The following is an 18709-nucleotide window of genomic DNA, read 5'->3' as shown; positions in this document are numbered from 1 at the left end:
GGTAAGGATCCCCCATTAGAAATGAGTGTAACCAATCGATTTCATCCACTTTCCCACCTTTACCATGATTTAATTTTTTATCTTTCAACAGCGATTAATAAGGATTGCCCTAGGCATAACCGCATTTTGTATCGCCAGGATATGCAGTTCCTCATGAATATTCCATGGCATGTCTCATATCTTTATACAAACACCTTGTTAGGAGTGGACCAACATGAAGTCTTTTTATAAAGGAACGCTCATTTTGATTGTTGCAGCGTTTTTTGGTGAATGTATCGAATTTTTAGTGAACATGCTCCTAGCCAGGGAATTACACGAAGAGGGCATGGGGCTTTATATGTCGATATTGCCAATTTTCTTTTTGATATATGTGATCGCCAGCCTTGAATTACATATTTCTATTTCAAAATTCGTTGCGGAAAATAAACAGGCAATGCATTATAATCTTATCATTCATGCACTTAAAATGGCTGCAGTCGTCGTATTGGTAATGTGTGTAATCATGCCTTTCATACTTTCCTTCTCATCCATAATGGACAAATACCATCCCTATATTAAATGGCTGCTCATCACATTGATCCCAATAGTTGCCTTTTCGTCGATTGCAAGAGGCTATTTCATGGGTGTTCAGCAAATGGGTAAAATTGCCTTTTCCAACTTTTTAAAGGATATCATTCAATTCGGCTTGCTTTTCCTCATCTTTGACTTATTTCATTTTAACCAGGAAAAGTCATTGTTGATGGCCTTTTTTGTTTTGATTGGCAGTGAGTTCCTCGTTTTTCTATACTTGATCAACCTTTTGGTTCTTCAAATGCGAATCATGAGGCGCGGTACAAACTCACGGACAACCGGTAAACATGCCCGGCAAAAGTTATTGGCGGTTTCGCTGCCCACCATGGGGTTAAGGATCTTTCATGCGATAACAAATGCGATCCAACCTTTTTTGATCCACACCGCCCTTCTATCTGCAGGATTCGGTGCGGTAGTGGCTACAGAGCATTTTGGAATGCTCACTGGAGTAGCGATGACGATCGGCTTCTTCCCAGCCTTTATCGCACATTCCTTAATGATCATGCTCATTCCGAATGTTTCGAATGCTTACAAGAGGCAGGATAAGGAAAAATTGAGGGTTTTATTGCAAAAATCGATGTCTTTCACCGTACTGTATGGAGTTCCGGCTGTGATCTTCATATATTTCTTTGCGGAACCTTTGACCTCCCTCTTTTTTTCTTCAACATCTGCCGCATACTATTTAAAGTTATTATGTCCTTATTTCCTTTTTCATTTTTTTGTCATTCCCATGCAAGCCTATCTCATCGGCCTTGGTTTAGTGAAGGATGCTTTCATCCATACCGTATGGTCCCATATTGTTGCGTTTTTAATGATGTATATCCTAGGGTCTCAGGCTTCTCTTAATATGGGAGGAATCATTTTAGGAATGAATACAGGCGCTGTATTATTAACTTTCATGCACTACTTGACCATTTGCAAAAAAATCGGCATAAGCATCTTACTGACGAAATCAAGATCGATATCGATAAAGTGAGGCAAAACCAAAGCAAAATCTCTTGCTGTTATTGGTATATAAAGATTTAGTTTAAAAAAATTGAGCCTTTCCCTGTACATATCATCTTCGTTACTGTATATTTCAACATACTTGGGTAATAATCAAGTAAAATGGTTTAAACTAACCATACAATAGTAATGGAGTGATTTCATGAGTAAAGCTAAGGCTAAGAGCGGAACGGGTAAAGGTACCGGCACAGGAACGGGCAAGAAGGGCTGGAATCGTTGGAAAACAAGTGCCAATAAGAAAAAAAGCGCCAAACCATATGTAAGTAAAGGCGTCAAACATTCCAATGACTCAAAAGCATCCGGTCATGCTGCAGGCGACAAGACAGATAAATAAGTGCTTGTCCTAAAACCCACAAAAAATTTTATGTTTGTTCCATATTCTCATACAGGGTGTTAAGAGATCTGTATGAGATAAATGGGTATTATAGATATAAACCACGCACGATATCCATATGAAGCTTAAGAAGTACGGCTCATTTACATACCATCAAAAAAGACACTCCAATTCCCGGTAGTGTCTTTCGCATTTTTAATATTTTCTTTTTATCTAAATTGGCTTTTGGGTTTGATGGCATTGATTTTTTTCGGGGAAAACTCTGTACGAAAACCGTTAGTGGCTTTTTTAACAGAGTCTGTAACTGAATGTATCGCTTCACCAACATCCTGGGCAGAATCCAATAATGGTTCAACCGTTTTCATTTTAGTTTTTACATCGTCGGTGATTTCATTTGCAGTTTGCAAAAGTTGTTTCGATTCGCCGGATAGATCGTGGATGGCTTTTCTCACTTCAGCCAAGGTTTGATTGGCTTCTCCTATCGTGACCATTCCCTTTTGAAGGGTACTGATTAAAAATACGACCAACCAAATGAAGGCTAAGGCGATCGCAGCTACACTATATTCAATAATCAAGATAAAGCTCCCCCTCTAAATTAAATAGTAGAATCAATTGCTTCAAATATGTTAGTGGATCCCGGGGTGCCTGTTTTTAAAGTAAAATGGTACTACTTGATTTTGATTTGAACCCCCTCAGCTTCAGTTCGAATCAAAGGAGCTGTCGGAGCGGATAATTCCTTGTGGCGGCCTTCCAAACTGGCTTCTTTCATGGAATTGGTTACATTATGAATCATTTCCCCAACATCTTGAGCGGATTCTAGCAATGGATCGACATTTTCCATCTTCCCTTTTACATCCGCAGTAATTTGATTGGCAGAGTGGATCAATTGTTTGGACTCTTGCGTCAATCCATGTACTGCATTCCTTACCTCTTCCAGTGTTTTATTTGTTTCTTCAAGTGTTCCCATTCCTTTACGCAGCGTTTGGTTGACATTATATATCAAATACACGACAGCTCCGGAGACACTGGCCACACTTAATTTAATAAACATTTTCATATATCCACTCCCTTCATTTAAATTTATGCACTGTCCCTTCCAATCATTCCCTAAAGTACATCACTCTGTCCGGTCAGTTTTAAAGAACCTTTTTCCTAGAAGTTTAAAGGGTAGTTTAAAGGTTAATAGTAAGGGAGAGACCATATTTAGGAGGGAATTTGTTCATGCCACATGAGAATTATTCATCTGTTATCCAAACTTTAAATGATTGTATGTCCGCGTGTAATCATTGCTACGACGCATGCTTAAAAGAAGATCATGTAAACATGATGGTGGAATGCATTCGCTTGGATCGGGAATGTGCGGATATTTGCTCTTATTTAGAACAGGCGATAGCAAGAGGAACACCGTTTATTTCAGAGTTGGCTGAAGTGTTTGCCAAGATTTGTGAAAGCTGCGGAAACGAATGTAAAAAACACGATCATGAACATTGTCAAAAATGTGCTGAGGCATGCTTGAGATGCGCAGAAGAATGCAGAAAATTAGTCGCTTGATGTAAGGAATAGCAATAAGCTATTCCTTTGATTAATCTTCCCTCTTACCTACCCATTCTTCTATTAAATCTATTAAGGGATGATGATATATTAAATATATTCTAGCGAGGTATATGTTGAAATTTTTTAATGGCAATAAATATTTTAAAAGATAAAATTTTTAAAATACCAAAAGCATATATTGAAACCCCTTTTTTTAGGCACACTAGTATTAAAAACAGGAGGATATTATGACACCTCGGAATGTTCCTGCTAAAGATGATTTAGAAGTGAAAGATACCCCGGCTTCACCTGATAAGGAAAGTGAAACAGACAAACTCAATCGATTATTAGGTGCGGTCATGCGATATTTATCAGATGATGAGCAAGAAGAAATTGATATAGAGTATCTTCTCGAAAACACCGCAGGGCTGAGAGATTGGTGGAGCGAATATAGGGAGCTTGATCGAAAACGGGTCGAAGAAGAAATAAAAAATTCCCTGACGGATCTATCCCTTGAAGAACTTGAAAACATCCGTGAACAAATCCGTACAAAGGCATAATAAAAAAAATCCCTGCATCGGGATTTAACCTGATCATGCAGGGAATTTTACTTTCTTATTATATACAAACACATATTTTTGAATTTACGTTATATGTGATACCAGAAATCCTTTATTCAACTTTCAATGACCTTAGTTCCAGTTGATCGATCATGTAATCCACTAATGCATGCAATGGATTTAAAACTGTCTTTCCTGTCTCAAGCTCATATCTCATAGCTGCTTCGACCATTGATAATTGAGCCACCGACAGCGGTCTTTCTTCGTTATTAAACTGGTATAGGCAGTTCATGATTTCCTGGTTATATCTCTCTCCCAATCCCTGCATAATCAATTCAAAGGCATTATCGATAATGATAACTTCAAAATCCACAGCCCCATATTTTTCAGCATGGGCTTTTAATCGTTTGACTGTTCCTTCAACAGTTGCTGGGTTCGTGAATAAAATCATTTGCGGTTGCTGTAATTGGCAAATTTGCTCAAAATATGGTTCATCGATTTTAATGATAGGCATAGGTAAGGATAGTTGTTCTTCGTTTAAAAAGGCGATGTAGTTTGTACAGGTTATAAGAATGGCATCCACTTTACATTCGGCAATCCATTCGACCTGTTCTTTTACCCTTTTTTGAGCATCCGAATTGTTAAAAGTTGCATCAGATGACACCCGATGCATCAATCCCGGATCAACAAAATGAAGCCATTCAATATCGTATTTCGAGAATGCGGCTTCTATGTATTCTATATTTGTATAGTGAGCATGCAAACAGCCTATCTTTTTTTTCATAAATCTCCCGCCTTCATCAGTTAGTATTCTGATTATTCTAACACAAAAAGCAGCGGTACATTGACCGCTGCCGGGAAAAACGATCATTAGCCATAGCCCTCTCCTGCCATTATGAGGGGTAAAAGACTGCTTCTTTGAGGAAGGCTCAGTTGGTATGAATCCGGCTTTCAAGCATATATTTATCAAGGCGATAGCAAGAGGTATCATCAGTAAAACAAGCATTTGTTTTAGAATAAAAGTCAAACCGTAATAGTAGATAAAAATCAATATATTGGAGAGTGTTCACCATTCTTTATTTAATTGCGATTATTTTCCCTCCATTAGCCGTATTATTAGCCGGTAAACCCGTTCAGTCTGTGCTTAATTTGGTCCTCACACTATTTTTTTATGTCCCTGGTTTAATTCATGCACTCTTAGTGGTGCATGATAAGAAAGCTGATAAACGAATGAAGCAGCAAACAGCAATTATTTCTAAATCGAAACAAACGACTAAGTGATTTAGACAACCACTAATAACCCGAATGAAGCACCAAGGTGCATTTTATTCGGGTTATTACTATCGAAAGAATTCGTTTAATTGAATCTGTGCGTCTTCCTAAGCCCTCTATGATAACAAGCGTCACATATTTGAAAACGCGAGTCATCCGGCAGCCTTTTTCCACAGCGCTTGCATTTTTTTTGATAATTCAACATTTCGTCTTTTAACTGATCATGAACGCCATCACTGATTTCTTCACGGATACGCTCCCAATAAACAGCTTCGGTCCGTTTACCCATCCGATATAAAAATAATAGATGAAGACCTATCGCTTTATAAGATAACTCCAATTCCTCCAGATTCCTTGTCTTGATGACCGGTTCAGGAAGGTCACTGTTCTCGGCAATAGCTTCGACCGTTTCCAGCCACTGTCTGATAAGACTTGGTTCTTTTGCCGAAAAAGGAATATGCAGGAAACCATATAAATCCATTAAAGAAAAACGCGCTTCGATTTCAGTATCCCGTATTAGTTCGTAAAGCTCCCTTTCTTCGGATAGCGATGCCTTTTTCGTGCCTTTAGGGGGCTCAAACCTCTCCCACATTTCGAAAAATGTCCCTAGGTTCCGGTAATATTTTTGAAAACGTTCAAATACAGCAGAGGTTGGGGCAATTGTGAAGGTTTGAACTGGCTCATCTACTTGTTCGAGCAACTTATTCATGATTTTGATATCTGCTGTAAATGCTACCTTTCCAGTGTCATAAATACCCTTTCTACCCGCTCGGCCTGCGATTTGTTTGATTTCTTGAGAAGTCAACCTTCTTCTTCGTGTCCCGTCGAATTTTTCATTTTCAAGAAAGACGATACGGCGTATTGGCAAGTTCAATCCCATTCCAATTGCATCGGTGGCAACGACAACTGATGTTTCACCGCGATTGAATAGCTCTATTTGCCGTTTCCTATTTTCAGGAGGCATGCTTCCGTATATCATGCTGACATTATGTCCACTCTCTTTTAGCCGGGAAGCGGTTTCGAGTACCTGCCTTCTCGAAAAACAAATAAGCGCATCCCCTTTTTTCGTATACTTCAGTCCAAACTCCTTTTGTTCTACCTCAAGCGGTATTTCCCGTCTGTATTCGTGGAGTTCCAAATCAGCTTCATTCAGAAGGTTCAGAAGCATCATTTTGATATTATTGCTCCCGATTATGTGTACTTCTTTCGCATTAGCTTGCGTGATTGCCCTAAACCATGAAAAGCCTCGATCTTTATCGGCAATCATTTGGGCTTCATCTATGACGATTACTTCATGGTAGTCTTTTTCATGAAACATTTCAACGGTGCTGGAGACATGTTTAGCACCCACCACTGCCTTTTCTTCTTCACCGGTTTTTAATGAGCAAGGTACACCGTCAGCATTTAATTTATCAAACACTTCAAGGGCCAGCAGTCTAAGGGGAGCTAGATACAAACCGCTTTCCGCTTCTTTCATTTTTTCCAGGGCCTTATGCGTTTTCCCGGTATTTGTCTCTCCTATATGCAAAACATATCGAACTTTTTTCCCTAATGATGGAGTATACGCCTTACCGATGATATCATCGATCATCCTTTGCTCTTCTGCCCGCTTCCTGGCTTGCTCTGCCAATACTTCAGCTTTTCTTCTCTCTCTGTTCTCCACGTCTTTTTCGTATATTTCTTCGTGCAATGTTTCATTAAAAGGAATTCCTTCAAGCTTCAGTAAATCAGAAAGGTATTCTTCCTGAAGTTCATCAAAACAGGACTGAGACAAATCGGCCAATTCATCGCTTAGTATACTTTGAAGGGCATCAACCGTCAGCCTTTCCCCATATGACTCCAAAAAATCATGATGCAGTGCAGCAGATAGATGGTTCAAGTATTTGTCAGGGGCTAATTTCATTATGAAATCCGAAACTAATCTTTCATACCTGAAGAAGTAATTTTCATATTCATAACGGTTCCTTCCCCAACCGACTAACGAGTGAATATCGCCTGTAAGCTCTTCAAAAAAATCAGTGACCATTAGGTATTCGGCAGCTTGAAAGCCCCCCTCTTCCACCAATTGTTCTTCAAGTAAGTATGGATCGACATATTGGAATTTAGGCTTATTCTTAAGATCTTTTGTCAATATACCGGCAATATAATACCTGACATGTAAATATAATAAAAGGGAGTTATTTTCGAAAAATGTATTGGCCTCTTCTTGAAGCCTCGCGCGTATCTTCCAACGCTGCTTGGCAAGCCGCTGTTCTTCTTGTCGCCTAAAGAATTTTTCCCTTGCATTTTTATATCTCTTTTCCCACTCTTCTTGATTGTCAGCAAAGGTTTTTTTAATCCATGTTAAGCCATCAAACGGGCGATACTTCTTTAATTCGTTCCGGAACATGCTATTGATCAGCTTATGATCTGAACCTTCCGTTACAAAACCCCTTTCGCTTAAAAACGCCTTTTTTTCCTTTCTGGGCACATCATTTGACGCTTTATTTATCCAAACATTTATCCAAATTTGCTCAATAAAGGTCGTCCTGTCTGATATATATGCTGAATAAGAAGGCATTGTCTCTTGATTCTCTAAATAAAAATCCATATCCTGGATTATTTTTTCCTTTGTATTCTCAATCGCAATAGGATATATACTTTCTAATTTTCCCATAATGATCCCCTTTTGAATTATCCAATATGTACTTTATTACTTCCTTTTATCCTCCCCAAATTTTTGTTTAAAATGAGCGCGGGTACATTCGTTTTATCTATTTAAATTCAAGTGCTCTGTTATCATGGAAGGTGAAGAAATGCCAAGATGCTTTACTTCCAAGGTAAATATGAAAAAGCTATCAAATATGTACATCGAGAGTTACTCTTACCATTTCATTTACAGTATAATCCATCAAGAATAGACTGATCATTGACTTGGACTTTATGGTTTAAGCCCATCCCGGTAATCCAGAAATGGATACATAGGTTTAGCTATTTTGTAATCAGGCAAATAAAAATTTAATGATATTAAAAAAAAGCCGAAAATAAAGTAAAGGTCAATTTTTAAACTTTCTCGATAACATTATTCATCCATAAAACGAATCCATCCCCTAAATTAAGTTTAGTGGAAATTCGGACAACTGTCACGGTATTGAGATTCCGCTTTTGTGTCCTAGGCGTTCAATATGAGAATTACATCCGGAAATCTAAAAAGACTATTAATAAATGAGGAGCCTGAGAATGATTCAGCAAGATATCAACTATTATAAGAATTTCGATTCCATCGCTAAAGAAGTATTAGCTCTATTAGGTCAAACCATTGAGGTCAATACATTCTTCGTTTCTATATTGAATCCCATACATAGTTTCATGATCAAATCCTTCAATAGAAATGCAAAGTTAATTTGTGAAGGTGACATCCTTCCTTATAATATGGTTTATTGCAAATTAGTTGCTGAGAATGGCTTGGAACCACTCGTTATTCCTAATTTAGTGGAACATGAATTGACTAGTGTCCACCCCGCAACGAAGTTTATAGGGAATGGGTGTTTTATGGGAGCTCCCCTTATTAATGAGGGTGAAATCATTGGAACATTATGTGCATTCGACATTAAACCTCATGAATTTAAAGAATATGATCTGATCCTCATTAAGTCTTTGGCAACTTTGATTAGTCATACCATCAATCTTGAAAAAGGGATTATCAGGGATCCTTTGTCAGGTCTTTATAATCGGAACTTCATTTATAATTATTTTGATTATCATAAAGATAAATCAAACGATGAAATGGCCCTTCTTTACATCGATCTTGATCATTTTAAAATTTTTAATGATTCCTATGGTCATGATACTGGTGATGACGTTATTAAAAAGGCAGCCGAATGTTTTTTGCAAACCGTTCCCGAAGGCAGTCATGTGGCTCGAATTGGTGGTGATGAATTCATTGTATTGTTACATACAGCGCATTGTGAGGATTTAATGAAAAGCACTCAGCAAAACGCGGAATTAATATTGAAACGTTTATCCACCATGCCGATTACCATTAATGGAAATGATCATTTTGTATCAGCCAGCATAGGGATAAGCTTTTATCCTCATCATGGTACGGAAATGGACTCACTTTTGAAAAAAGCGGACCGTTCCATGTATATGGCTAAGAAATCCGGCCGTAAGAATATTCAATACTTCCACCCGCAGTGATTATCTTAAAAATAAAAAAACCAGTTCTCCTTAGAGACTGGCTTTCTTTTACCTTAAAAAAATCCAACGTTTAGCTTTCAGCCTTTGCAAAAGCTTGAGCAGATCAGCATTTCCCTTATGTATCCGTTTTTCGGATGGTGAAGCGGAGGGGTTCGGGATGTTAACTCTCTCGGGTTTTTTGTTCATTTTCAGAAAGACCCTTCCTATACTTTGATTTTGAATAGTATATGCGGGTTTTCCATTAAATATCATAAGGAAAGGAAAAACCCCTTCCCTCTTATAAAACATTTTTTAACCGGCTGAAGCGTGCAGCTTTTTCTTTTTGTTTCAGGATAATGCGTTCGTTCTGTTTCATCACTTTTTTAGTGTGGGGACTTAAACCTACATCGGGTATTTTTACCTGTGGTTTGATTACAGCAACTGACACATCATTGCCGGCTTTATCATAAATGCTCATTTATCCTCACCACCTGGTTTTTGTTTTATGACCATATCGAACATCATGATTAATAATGCTATTAATAAACAATCGACTTCTGAAACGAAGCTTTCCGATTTAACGTCAAGGATATAGGGTTCCATCAAAATGCTTACAGGCTGCAAAGCCATTTTTTCTTCATCATTATAATACGTATCTTCTCTTTCCAATGTAGCACGGATGGTACTGCCATTCAAGTTCGGATGCCCATTTATCACCAATTGCTTGTCCTGTTCCGTTTTGAAAGGAAGGATTTTCACGTTCATCCCTTCCTTAGCTGCATACGCTTGAAGGAGTATGCTCAAATAAGCCAAGTATTCCTTATTTGATTGATAATACTCAGGTATTCCTTCTTTCTTTAGGAGATGAAACATATTTTTGACCTTTTCCCTATTATCCGTTAAAAGTTTGTCACTCTCCGCAACCGCTTTTGTTGCATAGGACAGCTCGTTATCGCCAATCTTCGATATATACATGCTCAAGAACACAAACATATCAATCAGGATGAATACGATAGCCATAATCAAGAAATTTTTCCACTCATTAAAAATGCTCATCGGATAGAAATTCCAGTAAATCAAAGCTCCCAGTATAAAAATGATATACCAGGTTTTTCGAATCGCTTCAATCCTTTTACTTACCTTGTCCTTATATTTCCAAGAAAGTATGACATAAGCTAATAAAGCAATAAATACTACCCATACAAAGACTCTGAAAAACATTAACAATCGATTTATCACCCTACCCTTCAGCTGCTACATTCCATATCCCGCTCTCTATATTATTCATTATATATACCTCTATTCCCTGCCTAAGACGGGTGAAACTTAAACACTTGCCAGAAGTTTTCACTAGCTGAAAAACACTCCTCCCAATGTGGGTTTACAGTAAATGAATCATATGTTTCAGCATCCATTGCCCTTTTTTTCAGAAAGGTATATTTTAATCATTTTTCTTGTGGGACATCATAGTAAATAACTTTATATATTCTGTGATATGATATGTTCTAACAAAAAGGCATGATTAATATGGGAGGAAGCTATCATGATGAAAATTATTAAGATCCTCATTTCTTCTTTTATAATATTATTACTTTTCCTAAACCTCTATCCTCCACTTGGAAGACGGACAAACAAAGAAAAAGTGAGAAGTTTCACTACAAAAGAAAATTTTTCCAAGGGTAAATTCCAAAATCAGATTCCAGCCAGTCAAGCGATGAGTCTTAAGCATACTGGTTCGATTTTACGTGATTTCATAAAACCTAATCCAAAAAGGAGGCCAGACCAGCCAATCGTAATTGGAACAAAAGAACCTGGATCTATGAATTCCAATAAAATCACCTGGTTTGGTCATTCTGCATTACTGTTGGAGATAGATGGGAAAACCATTTTAGTGGATCCCATGTTTGGCAAAGCACCCACTCCCTTTCCATGGTTCGGGAACAAGCGTTTTAGCGGGGAGCTGCCTATTGATATGGATATGCTGCCTCCTATCGATGCCGTCCTGCTCTCACATGATCACTACGATCATTTGGATTATTTCTCGATAAAGAAATTAAAAGATAAGGTCAGTCAGTTCATTGTCCCACTCGGTGTCGGCGGACACCTAGAAAGATGGGGCGTTAAACAAGAGCTGATTCAGGAACATAATTGGTGGGATGAGGTTTCATTCATGGATTTGCAATTTGTCTGTACGCCTGCAAGGCATTTTTCTGGAAGAAGTTTACGAGATGGCAATACGACACTTTGGTGTTCTTGGGTAATTAAAGGCAAACAAGAAAAGGTATTTTTCAGCGGAGATAGTGGATATGGCAGCCATTTTAAAGAAATCGGCGAAAAATTCGGGCCTTTTGATATGACTTTAATGGAATGCGGCCAATATGATGAACGCTGGTCAACCATCCATATGATTCCAGAAGAAACTGTTCAAGCACATATCGATGTACAAGGAAAACGGATGCTCCCCATTCATTGGGCTGGTTTCACATTGTCTTTTCATGACTGGACAGATCCGATAGAACGGGTAACAAAAGCGGCCAATGATCTTGGCGTCCAGATCTGCACACCTCAAATAGGCGAACCTGTAGTGATAGGTTCAACGGATTTCCCTCAAACAAGATGGTGGAAATGAAATGGTCCATCCCAAATGGGATGGACCATTCCGTTTGTAGAAAAAAAGGGTGCGGAAAACGTATCTTTTCAAATAATGTTCCCTAACCAACTGACCCAAAACCATACCTTTCCTCAGGAATGGTTGCTATCTAAATGTTATATCTAAGTTGATTGGATAGGAAGGTGCGAGACTCCTGCGGAAAAAGCGCGTCCAAGGGAGACGCTGCAGGTGAAAGCCGAGGAGGCTCCCCGACCGCGGAAAGCGAGTGCCTGGAGCGGAAATCAACGGCTAAATTGTACAGCCATTAAAAAACTGTAGACAACTCATTTCAGTTTAACTAAATGGTCCATTCCTAATGGGATGGACCATTTTCATACATTCACATTTTCCCTTCATTATACTCAAGATTCACTTTTATTGAATGCTCTTTCTTCACTCCAAAATAATTCGTGCCTACCACACCTAAAATGATTAGTATCGAACCCAATATATCGTAGATTGTAATCTTTTCATTTAGTATGAGAGCTCCTGCTGCTATCGTTACTACAGTGGAAAGATTTGCAAACACACTCATTTGGGACGCTTTGATTTTTGATAAGATCGTATTGGATAATAACGAAGTGACCAATGAAGCCAATATTCCCAAATACAAAATGGAGCTGATGAATTCGATGCTCGACCATGGTGTAAAGAATTCCGGCATCGTTCCTTGTTTTAAGTGGGAGAAGAACGCAGCCACGTTAAAAATGACAAAGCCTGTTCCCATCATGAAAAAGGACATTTCACCTGGTGTATAGTCCTTTGCAAGGGAACGGGTCATCGTTGTATAACATGCAGTTGCAATACAGGATAGCAGGATCAACACCATCCCTAGCATGTCGGAAAAATTGATTGTACTCCCTTTCATCACAAAAATAAATATGACCCCAACTACCGACAAGACAATCGAAAGTTTTTGATATAAAGATGTTTTTTCCTTAAGGAAATATCCAGCTATCATCAATGTTAGAATCGGGGTGACGGCAGACAGAATTCCGGCATCAGTGGATTGTGAATACTTAAGTCCGAAAGTTTGAAAGGCAAAGAAAAGAGTTGGGAATAACAAAGATAACGGAACAAGATGTTTAACCGACTCCCAGGAATAATTCACCTTAATGACTTTAACGGCAACCAGGAATAAAATGATGACGAAAGAAACGGAAAATCGGAACGCCAAAGTATCCAGCGGATTCGATTCTGCAATCGCCATTTTCGTGAATAAGAAAGATAGGCCGACAATACTTGAATGAAATAGCGCTAACATGTATGCAAATGTTCGGGTTTTCATGGCTGCAACTCCTCAACTAAATTACTATATTCCTATTTAGGTATAGTACCCTTTGCATCTGTATTGCAATCCAAGTTAGAGTCAAAAAATAAATATGGCATTTTTTTAAGCTAAACTGTTCAACTCACAATCAACCTTTTAATAATAACTTTTTAAAGATCATTTTCATGCATTAACAGAAATGCGCCAGTTAACTTTCAATTAGTAAGAACTCTGTAAAGTATGTCATTTGCAGTTTCATATATGATAAAATTTCAACCAAAAAGAGAGGTATACATAATACGGCATCATTGCAACTTTACAAACGTTCCCTACCTTTGGACGTGTATATGCTGCATATGGCGGGATTTTCATCGTTTTATCGGTTTTATGGGGATGGGGCATCGATAAGAAAACCCCTGATTTATATGATTGAATTGGAGCTTCAATCTGCCTGGTCGGGGTTTCAGTCATTATATGGGGCCCTAGACAGTAAAAGAATTAAAGGGCATAAGGCTCTTTAATTCTTTTACCAAGATCTCAACTTGTTGTTTGGGTTCTTCATTTGAACATTTACATTATATCAATTTCTTTTCCTGCCTGTTTGCCCTCATATTGCTGATGGTATCCTGAATGAACCAAATCGCCATTGCTGCAATGATGCATGGTATGGCAAAAGCTAAAAAATTGATTTGCAATGACAACTTCATATCAAGCAGGAACCCGCAAAAAGTAGGAGCGAGTATTCCGCCAATTCTGCCGATACCCAATGCCCATCCGACTCCCGTAGAACGGATTTCATTCGGATAATACTGGGATACATATGCATTCGTTACAATTTGTGTACCTGTTGTCGTACCTCCTGCGATGGCAATCAGTATATAAAGCATGATCATGCTTGGCTTGAAGCTCAGCATCGTAAGGGTAATGAATCCAATGACCAAGAAAGTAACCAGAATCCTCTTGGAACCATATCTGTCTGCAAGCTTGCCTCCAACGATCGCTCCCAAAACCGCTCCAAGGTTCAATACGACTAAGAATGTCAGGCTTGAACCTAATTCATATCCTGCCCCACCCATGATCTTTGGAAGCCATGTACTCAAACCATACATTACGAACAAACACATGAAAAATGCGATCCAGAACATGAGCGTGCTTAAAGTCCTCCCATTTTTGAATAAATGTTTAACTGAAAACCCTTTCATTTCACTTTTGAGTTGCTCCTGAAGGACATAATGATCTTTCATCGTGTATTGCCCGTCTACATTCACTTGATTCAGAACGTCCACCAATTTGCTTTTTTTATTATTTATCATGAAAAAATTTATTGACTCTGGCAACAATTTATATAATATTGGCATGAATATTAATGGGAGTGCACCTAGCCAAACCACTGCCCGCCAACCAAAGTTCGGAATCAGGTACATCGCTCCCAGTGATGCGACAACTCCCCCTAGAGCGTGCCCGCTGAACATGATTGCTACCAGGGTACTTCTAAGTTTTTTAGGGGCATATTCAGTAATGATTGCAATTAGATTAGGCATGACTCCTCCCAAGCCTAGGCCTGCAATAAAACGCTGTATTCCAAAAGATGTTGGATTATCGGCGAAACCTGAAGTAAATGTAAATATGGAAAAAATGATCGTACAAATCAATATTACTTTCTTTCTGCCGGATTTATCGGCCAGCGGCCCAAAGACCAACGCTCCTATCATCATTCCAAACAAAGCATAGCTGCTGAATAACCCTGCCTCTACAGCAGTTACCCTCCACTCCGCCATCAAAGATGGCAGGATTGTCCCAAGCATGAACATATCATACTCGTCACAGATGATGATAAAGATACAGCATAATAAAATCTGTAAATGAAAACGGTTAAATTTTTGTTCATCCATTATTTCAGACACTTGGATCGTGCGCATTTCCTTCCCCTCTTTCTGCTATTCCTTTTGACATAGTCTTAAGGATTTCTCTTTTTTTGTTCGAGCTAACATTTAATGACAACAGATCACAAATACTAATTATACGTATATAGAACTTAGTTCACTATATACTAACTTATTTTTTAGAATATTGTCAATAATCAACAAAAAGCCCTCTTATAAAAGAGGGCTCAGGCTATATACAAACTCGGAAGAAATTCAAGCTTACCTGCAATATTCGTTTTTAACGTTTCAGTTGCTTTCAGAATCCGCTTCCTATCCGCCAACTGTCTAATCAAGCCTCCTCACCGTAAGCGGCAGTGGGGTCTTGGCTACAGCGATTTTCAAGGTAAGTCCTTTGACTTAGTGAATAGGTTACACATAGCCTTAAAATTAACAATTTACTATTTTTGATATGTTATGCAATTGTAATTATAGTTCTTTTTGACATTTTACCATTATAAATTTAAATGGAGGTTTATTTTCCATATTCTTATGTGGCTCAACAATTTCCGAAAAGTCTATCAGTCCATATTTTCCAAATTCTTGTTTTATCGAGTCAGAATCATAAAAAAACATTTTTACCCCTTTCGTTATTTCGAAATAGTCTTTACCCAGTTGTTTTCCCTTTCCAAACATTGGGGCTTCTTTTGAAATAGCAGTAAAAATCATATATCCATTTGGGTTTAACTGATTATAACAAGCTTTAATAAACTTATCTCTTTCACGATTATTCAATAAGTGAATAAGTGCATAACAAAATATACCATCATAAAGTTTGTTATCAAAAGGCATATCGGTTACTGAACCATGAAAAATATTAATCTTAAGCCCATTTTGCCTTGCCAATTCAATCGCTGTTTTTGAAATTTCAATACCAGATACATTCATTCCGTTGTCAATAAAAACCTTTGCATTTCTACCATATCCAATACCAGGAATCAATATATCCTTAACTCTCTTTTCAAGGAAAAAGTCCTTTGTCAAGATTGCGGAGTCTGAAGGTTCAAATCCCCACATCATTTGATTTTCTATAAAACTTGATTCCCAGATTTCTGTCATACCTTAATCTCCTTTACGAATATTAGCTCTCTTTCTTTAAAATCTGCTATTTTTGTGTAAGCATAGGCTACATTACATTGAATCATAAAGTTCTTTACCTTAATTGGTACTTTATCATTTTCAAATAGTTCCATCCATTTGAACCAGTACATATAGTTACTGATATATTTAGTTGCAATACCATTAAACCTATTAACCCACTTCATTAATTTGCTGTGAACAGAATCTATGTTTTGAACGCTTATGACTATCAGTGCAAAGAAAAGAGTTATCCCCTATATGGCCATCAAAGAGCTTTTCTCATTCTTGATGTGTCATTCTGATCTTCCGTAGTTTTTCCATGATTAATTTACTTTGCCTATCCCATTCCGAACCCCTTTTATACACAAACTAAGCCCTCTTATCAAAGAGGGCTTTTAATGAATATAAGATTAAGCGTCCAAGGCTTCTTTACGCTTTCTTTTCCTTGATTCCGTTATAAGATCATAACCGAGATAAAGGATGATGGCTCCGCCTAACAATTTAACATATAACGGAATGTCCGCTACAAAGAAATAAATCATAGAGAATAATGTCCCTATAATGCTTAACCAAAAAATTACATGTATTAAAATTTTCAAAGTAATGACTCCTCACAAAAGATGAGATTAATGTATAGTTCGCTCCACTTCAAGGAGGAATTAATTATCCATATCATCATTCTAACATTTATTCTTTATATTAAGAGTGACTCGTATTGCGAAATTATGAACATTTAAGCAACTTTTCTCAAGAATAGGTCAAGCCCTGGAAAATCTTTACGCTATCTCTTGTCAATTTGCAATTTCATTACTATGACAAAAAAGGCCAATAAAACAAATATGCATGAAATGACAGCGTTGGTATCCCAGCACTGCATTTCATGCATTTAGTTCATAAGACGTTCATTTTATTGGATTCTACCGCCATTTCTTCAGTTGGTTCGGAATGATCATGTTTATAATAAGCCATTTTCACTGGAACGAATGATAAGGCAACCGCAGCAATGAGACCCGGAATGGCGAAGGCTATGAAATTCAATTGGATGGGTAGCGAGATGGATAATAAAAATCCGCCGAGTATGGGACCGAGCATACCTCCAATCCTTCCGATTCCAGATGCCACCCCTAGTGCAGTCGATCTAATATTTGGTGGATAGTACTGGGAAACATAGGCTTGTACAAGGTTTTGGGCACCAATGGTACAGGCTCCTGCAATCGCTACCAATGTGTAAATGACAAAAGAGCTTCCGCCCATTCCCAAGAGCGTCAGACTGACAGCCCCAAGCGCATACATCGGCACAAGCATTTTCTTTGATCCATAACGATCACAAAGTTTAGCGATGATAAGCGTGCCTACGATAGCTCCCCCTTGAAGAACGATCAAGAAACCTAAGCTTGAATTCAGCGCATACCCTGCCTCGATCATTAGCTTTGGAAGCCATGTATTCAATCCATATACCATCAAAAGGCACATGAAAAAGGCGATCCAGAACATCAATGTGCTTAGAGCACGGGAATTCTTAAACAATCCAACAATCGGCATATTGGCTTCTGTTTTTTTCACTTCCACAAGTTCGTCCCTTATGTCGAATTTACTTTCCGGACTTACCTTGGATAATATTCTGATCAGTTCTTCCTTTTTGTTAATTCTGATCAGATGCGTCGAAGCCTCTGGTAAACGCTTCATCATGAAGGGTAAAAATAACAATGGTATTCCTGCAAACCAAAATATTGATTCCCAACCTAGTGTCGGCATAACCAGGATACCCAGTATCGGAGCAAGCATCCCTCCGAATGAGTAACCGCATAATACGATTGAAACAACCATGCTCCGCATCGTTTTCGGTGCATAATCCGTCAATAAGGCAATGACGTTCGGCATAATGCCCCCAAGCCCTAATCCCGCTAGAAATCGGAAAGTTGAAAACATCGTAGGCGTATCCGCAAATCCACATAAAAGCGTAAATAAACTAAATAAAATGAGTGTAATCGCGATTACGTTTTTCCTGCCAATCCGATCTGCTAATGTACCAAAGAAGATCGCCCCGAACAACATTCCAAATAGACCGTAGCTGCCCATAGCCCCCGCTTCCACGGAAGTAAGGTTCCATTCCTCCGTCAATAACGGGACGACCGTACCGTAAACGACAAGGTCATAGCCGTCAAAAAGGATAATGATAAAACACCATGCCAGCAATCCAAAATGAAAGCGGTTAAATTTACTGTTGCTAATTACCTCGGTCGTATTAATTTTAGCCATAAAATTTTCTCCTCTCTAGGTGACTGCAGTAACTCCATCCAAATGATAGCGCTTACGTAATCATTTAAAAAATATTAACCCGCATAATTTTATACA

The 18709-nt window shown here is 38.2% G+C and carries 18 protein-coding genes and 2 pseudogenes; 8 read left to right on the top strand and 12 right to left on the bottom strand.

The window, feature by feature from the left end; genetic code table 11:
• Window positions 1-214 precede the first annotated feature (214 nt).
• The gene (locus ABC374_RS11015) at window positions 215-1546 is read left to right on the top strand and encodes an oligosaccharide flippase family protein (RefSeq protein ID WP_413017690.1); all 1332 of its coding nucleotides are present in this window, start codon (window positions 215-217) and stop codon (window positions 1544-1546) included.
• 171 nt (window positions 1547-1717) lie between these two features.
• Window positions 1718-1909 carry a DUF3934 family protein gene (locus ABC374_RS11010; protein WP_137016732.1) on the top strand — a complete coding sequence of 64 codons (192 nt, stop codon included), beginning with the start codon at window positions 1718-1720 and terminating at the stop codon, window positions 1907-1909.
• A gap of 209 nt (window positions 1910-2118) precedes the next feature.
• Here the strand turns inward: ABC374_RS11010 and ABC374_RS11005 are convergent, their stop codons facing one another.
• Together ABC374_RS11005 and ABC374_RS11000 are read right to left on the bottom strand one after the other, a co-directional pair.
• Entirely contained in the window at window positions 2119-2484 is a 366-nt protein-coding gene (locus tag ABC374_RS11005; RefSeq protein WP_413017687.1) for a DUF948 domain-containing protein, read from the bottom strand.
• Window positions 2485-2576: 92 nt separating this feature from the next.
• The gene (locus ABC374_RS11000; protein WP_137024467.1) at window positions 2577-2966 is read right to left on the bottom strand and encodes a DUF948 domain-containing protein; all 390 of its coding nucleotides are present in this window, start codon (window positions 2964-2966) and stop codon (window positions 2577-2579) included.
• Window positions 2967-3130: 164 nt separating this feature from the next.
• Here ABC374_RS11000 and ABC374_RS10995 point away from each other — a divergent pair, with 164 nt between their 5' ends.
• Window positions 3131-3460 (top strand): four-helix bundle copper-binding protein, encoded by a 330-nt coding sequence (locus tag ABC374_RS10995; RefSeq protein ID WP_413017685.1) that lies wholly within the window; start codon window positions 3131-3133, stop codon window positions 3458-3460.
• Between the two features lie 230 nt (window positions 3461-3690).
• The gene (locus ABC374_RS10990) at window positions 3691-4002 is read left to right on the top strand and encodes a hypothetical protein (RefSeq protein ID WP_413017683.1); all 312 of its coding nucleotides are present in this window, start codon (window positions 3691-3693) and stop codon (window positions 4000-4002) included.
• 112 nt (window positions 4003-4114) lie between these two features.
• Here the strand turns inward: ABC374_RS10990 and ABC374_RS10985 are convergent, their stop codons facing one another.
• Window positions 4115-4786: a hypothetical protein gene (locus ABC374_RS10985; RefSeq protein WP_413017681.1), complete on the bottom strand. Its 672-nt coding sequence runs from the start codon at window positions 4784-4786 to the stop codon at window positions 4115-4117.
• 287 nt (window positions 4787-5073) lie between these two features.
• Here ABC374_RS10985 and ABC374_RS10980 point away from each other — a divergent pair, with 287 nt between their 5' ends.
• A complete protein-coding gene (locus ABC374_RS10980; RefSeq protein WP_350302867.1) occupies window positions 5074-5283 on the top strand; it encodes a YqaE/Pmp3 family membrane protein in 210 nt (69 codons plus the stop codon).
• 76 nt (window positions 5284-5359) lie between these two features.
• Here the strand turns inward: ABC374_RS10980 and ABC374_RS10975 are convergent, their stop codons facing one another.
• Complete coding sequence (locus ABC374_RS10975; protein ID WP_413017679.1) at window positions 5360-7930, bottom strand: DEAD/DEAH box helicase; 2571 nt, start codon at window positions 7928-7930, stop codon at window positions 5360-5362.
• A 563-nt stretch (window positions 7931-8493) separates the two neighbouring features.
• Here ABC374_RS10975 and ABC374_RS10970 point away from each other — a divergent pair.
• Window positions 8494-9453: a sensor domain-containing diguanylate cyclase gene (locus tag ABC374_RS10970; protein WP_413017677.1), complete on the top strand. Its 960-nt coding sequence runs from the start codon at window positions 8494-8496 to the stop codon at window positions 9451-9453.
• Window positions 9454-9730: 277 nt separating this feature from the next.
• On the opposite strand, the gene ABC374_RS10965 is transcribed toward ABC374_RS10970, so the two are convergent.
• Together ABC374_RS10965 and ABC374_RS10960 are read right to left on the bottom strand one after the other, a co-directional pair.
• Window positions 9731-9910, bottom strand: coding sequence for a hypothetical protein (locus ABC374_RS10965; protein WP_076369116.1), 180 nt, complete (start codon window positions 9908-9910; stop codon window positions 9731-9733).
• Entirely contained in the window at window positions 9907-10653 is a 747-nt protein-coding gene (locus ABC374_RS10960; protein ID WP_350302866.1) for a type II toxin-antitoxin system SpoIISA family toxin, read from the bottom strand. Before ABC374_RS10960 ends, ABC374_RS10965 begins: the two co-directional genes overlap by 4 nt.
• Before the next feature lie 322 nt (window positions 10654-10975).
• Here ABC374_RS10960 and ABC374_RS10955 point away from each other — a divergent pair, with 322 nt between their 5' ends.
• Complete coding sequence (locus tag ABC374_RS10955; RefSeq protein ID WP_413017675.1) at window positions 10976-12061, top strand: MBL fold metallo-hydrolase; 1086 nt, start codon at window positions 10976-10978, stop codon at window positions 12059-12061.
• A 361-nt stretch (window positions 12062-12422) separates the two neighbouring features.
• Here the strand turns inward: ABC374_RS10955 and ABC374_RS10950 are convergent, their stop codons facing one another.
• A complete protein-coding gene (locus ABC374_RS10950; protein WP_413017673.1) occupies window positions 12423-13370 on the bottom strand; it encodes a DMT family transporter in 948 nt (315 codons plus the stop codon).
• Window positions 13371-13650: 280 nt separating this feature from the next.
• Between ABC374_RS10950 and ABC374_RS10945 the strand changes: the two are divergent.
• Window positions 13651-13785: pseudogene (locus ABC374_RS10945) on the top strand (YnfA family protein); the annotation flags it as partial.
• A gap of 142 nt (window positions 13786-13927) precedes the next feature.
• Here the strand turns inward: ABC374_RS10945 and ABC374_RS10940 are convergent.
• The 5 genes and pseudogenes from ABC374_RS10940 to ABC374_RS10920 form a co-directional block, all read right to left on the bottom strand.
• Complete coding sequence (locus ABC374_RS10940; protein WP_413017671.1) at window positions 13928-15271, bottom strand: MFS transporter; 1344 nt, start codon at window positions 15269-15271, stop codon at window positions 13928-13930.
• 432 nt (window positions 15272-15703) lie between these two features.
• Window positions 15704-16333, bottom strand: coding sequence for a class I SAM-dependent methyltransferase (locus tag ABC374_RS10935; RefSeq protein WP_413017669.1), 630 nt, complete (start codon window positions 16331-16333; stop codon window positions 15704-15706).
• Window positions 16330-16696 (bottom strand): annotated as a pseudogene (locus ABC374_RS10930) (IS1595 family transposase); the annotation flags it as partial. The pseudogene ABC374_RS10930 and the gene ABC374_RS10935, both read right to left, overlap by 4 nt.
• Window positions 16697-16764: 68 nt before the next feature.
• Window positions 16765-16953, bottom strand: a complete 189-nt coding sequence (locus ABC374_RS10925) for a hypothetical protein (protein WP_413017667.1) — start codon at window positions 16951-16953, stop codon at window positions 16765-16767.
• 292 nt (window positions 16954-17245) lie between these two features.
• Window positions 17246-18613 (bottom strand): MFS transporter, encoded by a 1368-nt coding sequence (locus ABC374_RS10920; RefSeq protein ID WP_413017665.1) that lies wholly within the window; start codon window positions 18611-18613, stop codon window positions 17246-17248.
• Window positions 18614-18709: the final 96 nt, after the last annotated feature.

The sequence above is a fragment of the Peribacillus phoenicis genome (assembly GCF_047238085.1).
GTDB lineage: Bacteria > Bacillota > Bacilli > Bacillales > DSM-1321 > Peribacillus.
The sequence above is the reverse complement of the archived record's forward strand: the minus strand, read 5'-3'. Positions and strand labels throughout refer to the sequence as shown.

Coding starts and splice junctions, on each gene's coding strand:
- ABC374_RS10970 (WP_413017677.1), top strand. CDS start 8,494: ATGATTCAGCAAGATATCAACTATTATAAGAATTTCGATTCCATCGCT.
- ABC374_RS10955 (WP_413017675.1), top strand. CDS start 10,976: ATGATGAAAATTATTAAGATCCTCATTTCTTCTTTTATAATATTATTA.
- ABC374_RS10940 (WP_413017671.1), bottom strand. CDS start 15,271: ATGCGCACGATCCAAGTGTCTGAAATAATGGATGAACAAAAATTTAAC.
- ABC374_RS10990 (WP_413017683.1), top strand. CDS start 3,691: ATGACACCTCGGAATGTTCCTGCTAAAGATGATTTAGAAGTGAAAGAT.
- ABC374_RS11010 (WP_137016732.1), top strand. CDS start 1,718: ATGAGTAAAGCTAAGGCTAAGAGCGGAACGGGTAAAGGTACCGGCACA.
- ABC374_RS10960 (WP_350302866.1), bottom strand. CDS start 10,653: ATGTTTTTCAGAGTCTTTGTATGGGTAGTATTTATTGCTTTATTAGCT.
- ABC374_RS10965 (WP_076369116.1), bottom strand. CDS start 9,910: ATGAGCATTTATGATAAAGCCGGCAATGATGTGTCAGTTGCTGTAATC.
- ABC374_RS11000 (WP_137024467.1), bottom strand. CDS start 2,966: ATGAAAATGTTTATTAAATTAAGTGTGGCCAGTGTCTCCGGAGCTGTC.
- ABC374_RS10995 (WP_413017685.1), top strand. CDS start 3,131: ATGCCACATGAGAATTATTCATCTGTTATCCAAACTTTAAATGATTGT.
- ABC374_RS10950 (WP_413017673.1), bottom strand. CDS start 13,370: ATGAAAACCCGAACATTTGCATACATGTTAGCGCTATTTCATTCAAGT.
- ABC374_RS10985 (WP_413017681.1), bottom strand. CDS start 4,786: ATGAAAAAAAAGATAGGCTGTTTGCATGCTCACTATACAAATATAGAA.
- ABC374_RS10935 (WP_413017669.1), bottom strand. CDS start 16,333: ATGACAGAAATCTGGGAATCAAGTTTTATAGAAAATCAAATGATGTGG.
- ABC374_RS11015 (WP_413017690.1), top strand. CDS start 215: ATGAAGTCTTTTTATAAAGGAACGCTCATTTTGATTGTTGCAGCGTTT.
- ABC374_RS10920 (WP_413017665.1), bottom strand. CDS start 18,613: ATGGCTAAAATTAATACGACCGAGGTAATTAGCAACAGTAAATTTAAC.
- ABC374_RS10975 (WP_413017679.1), bottom strand. CDS start 7,930: ATGGGAAAATTAGAAAGTATATATCCTATTGCGATTGAGAATACAAAG.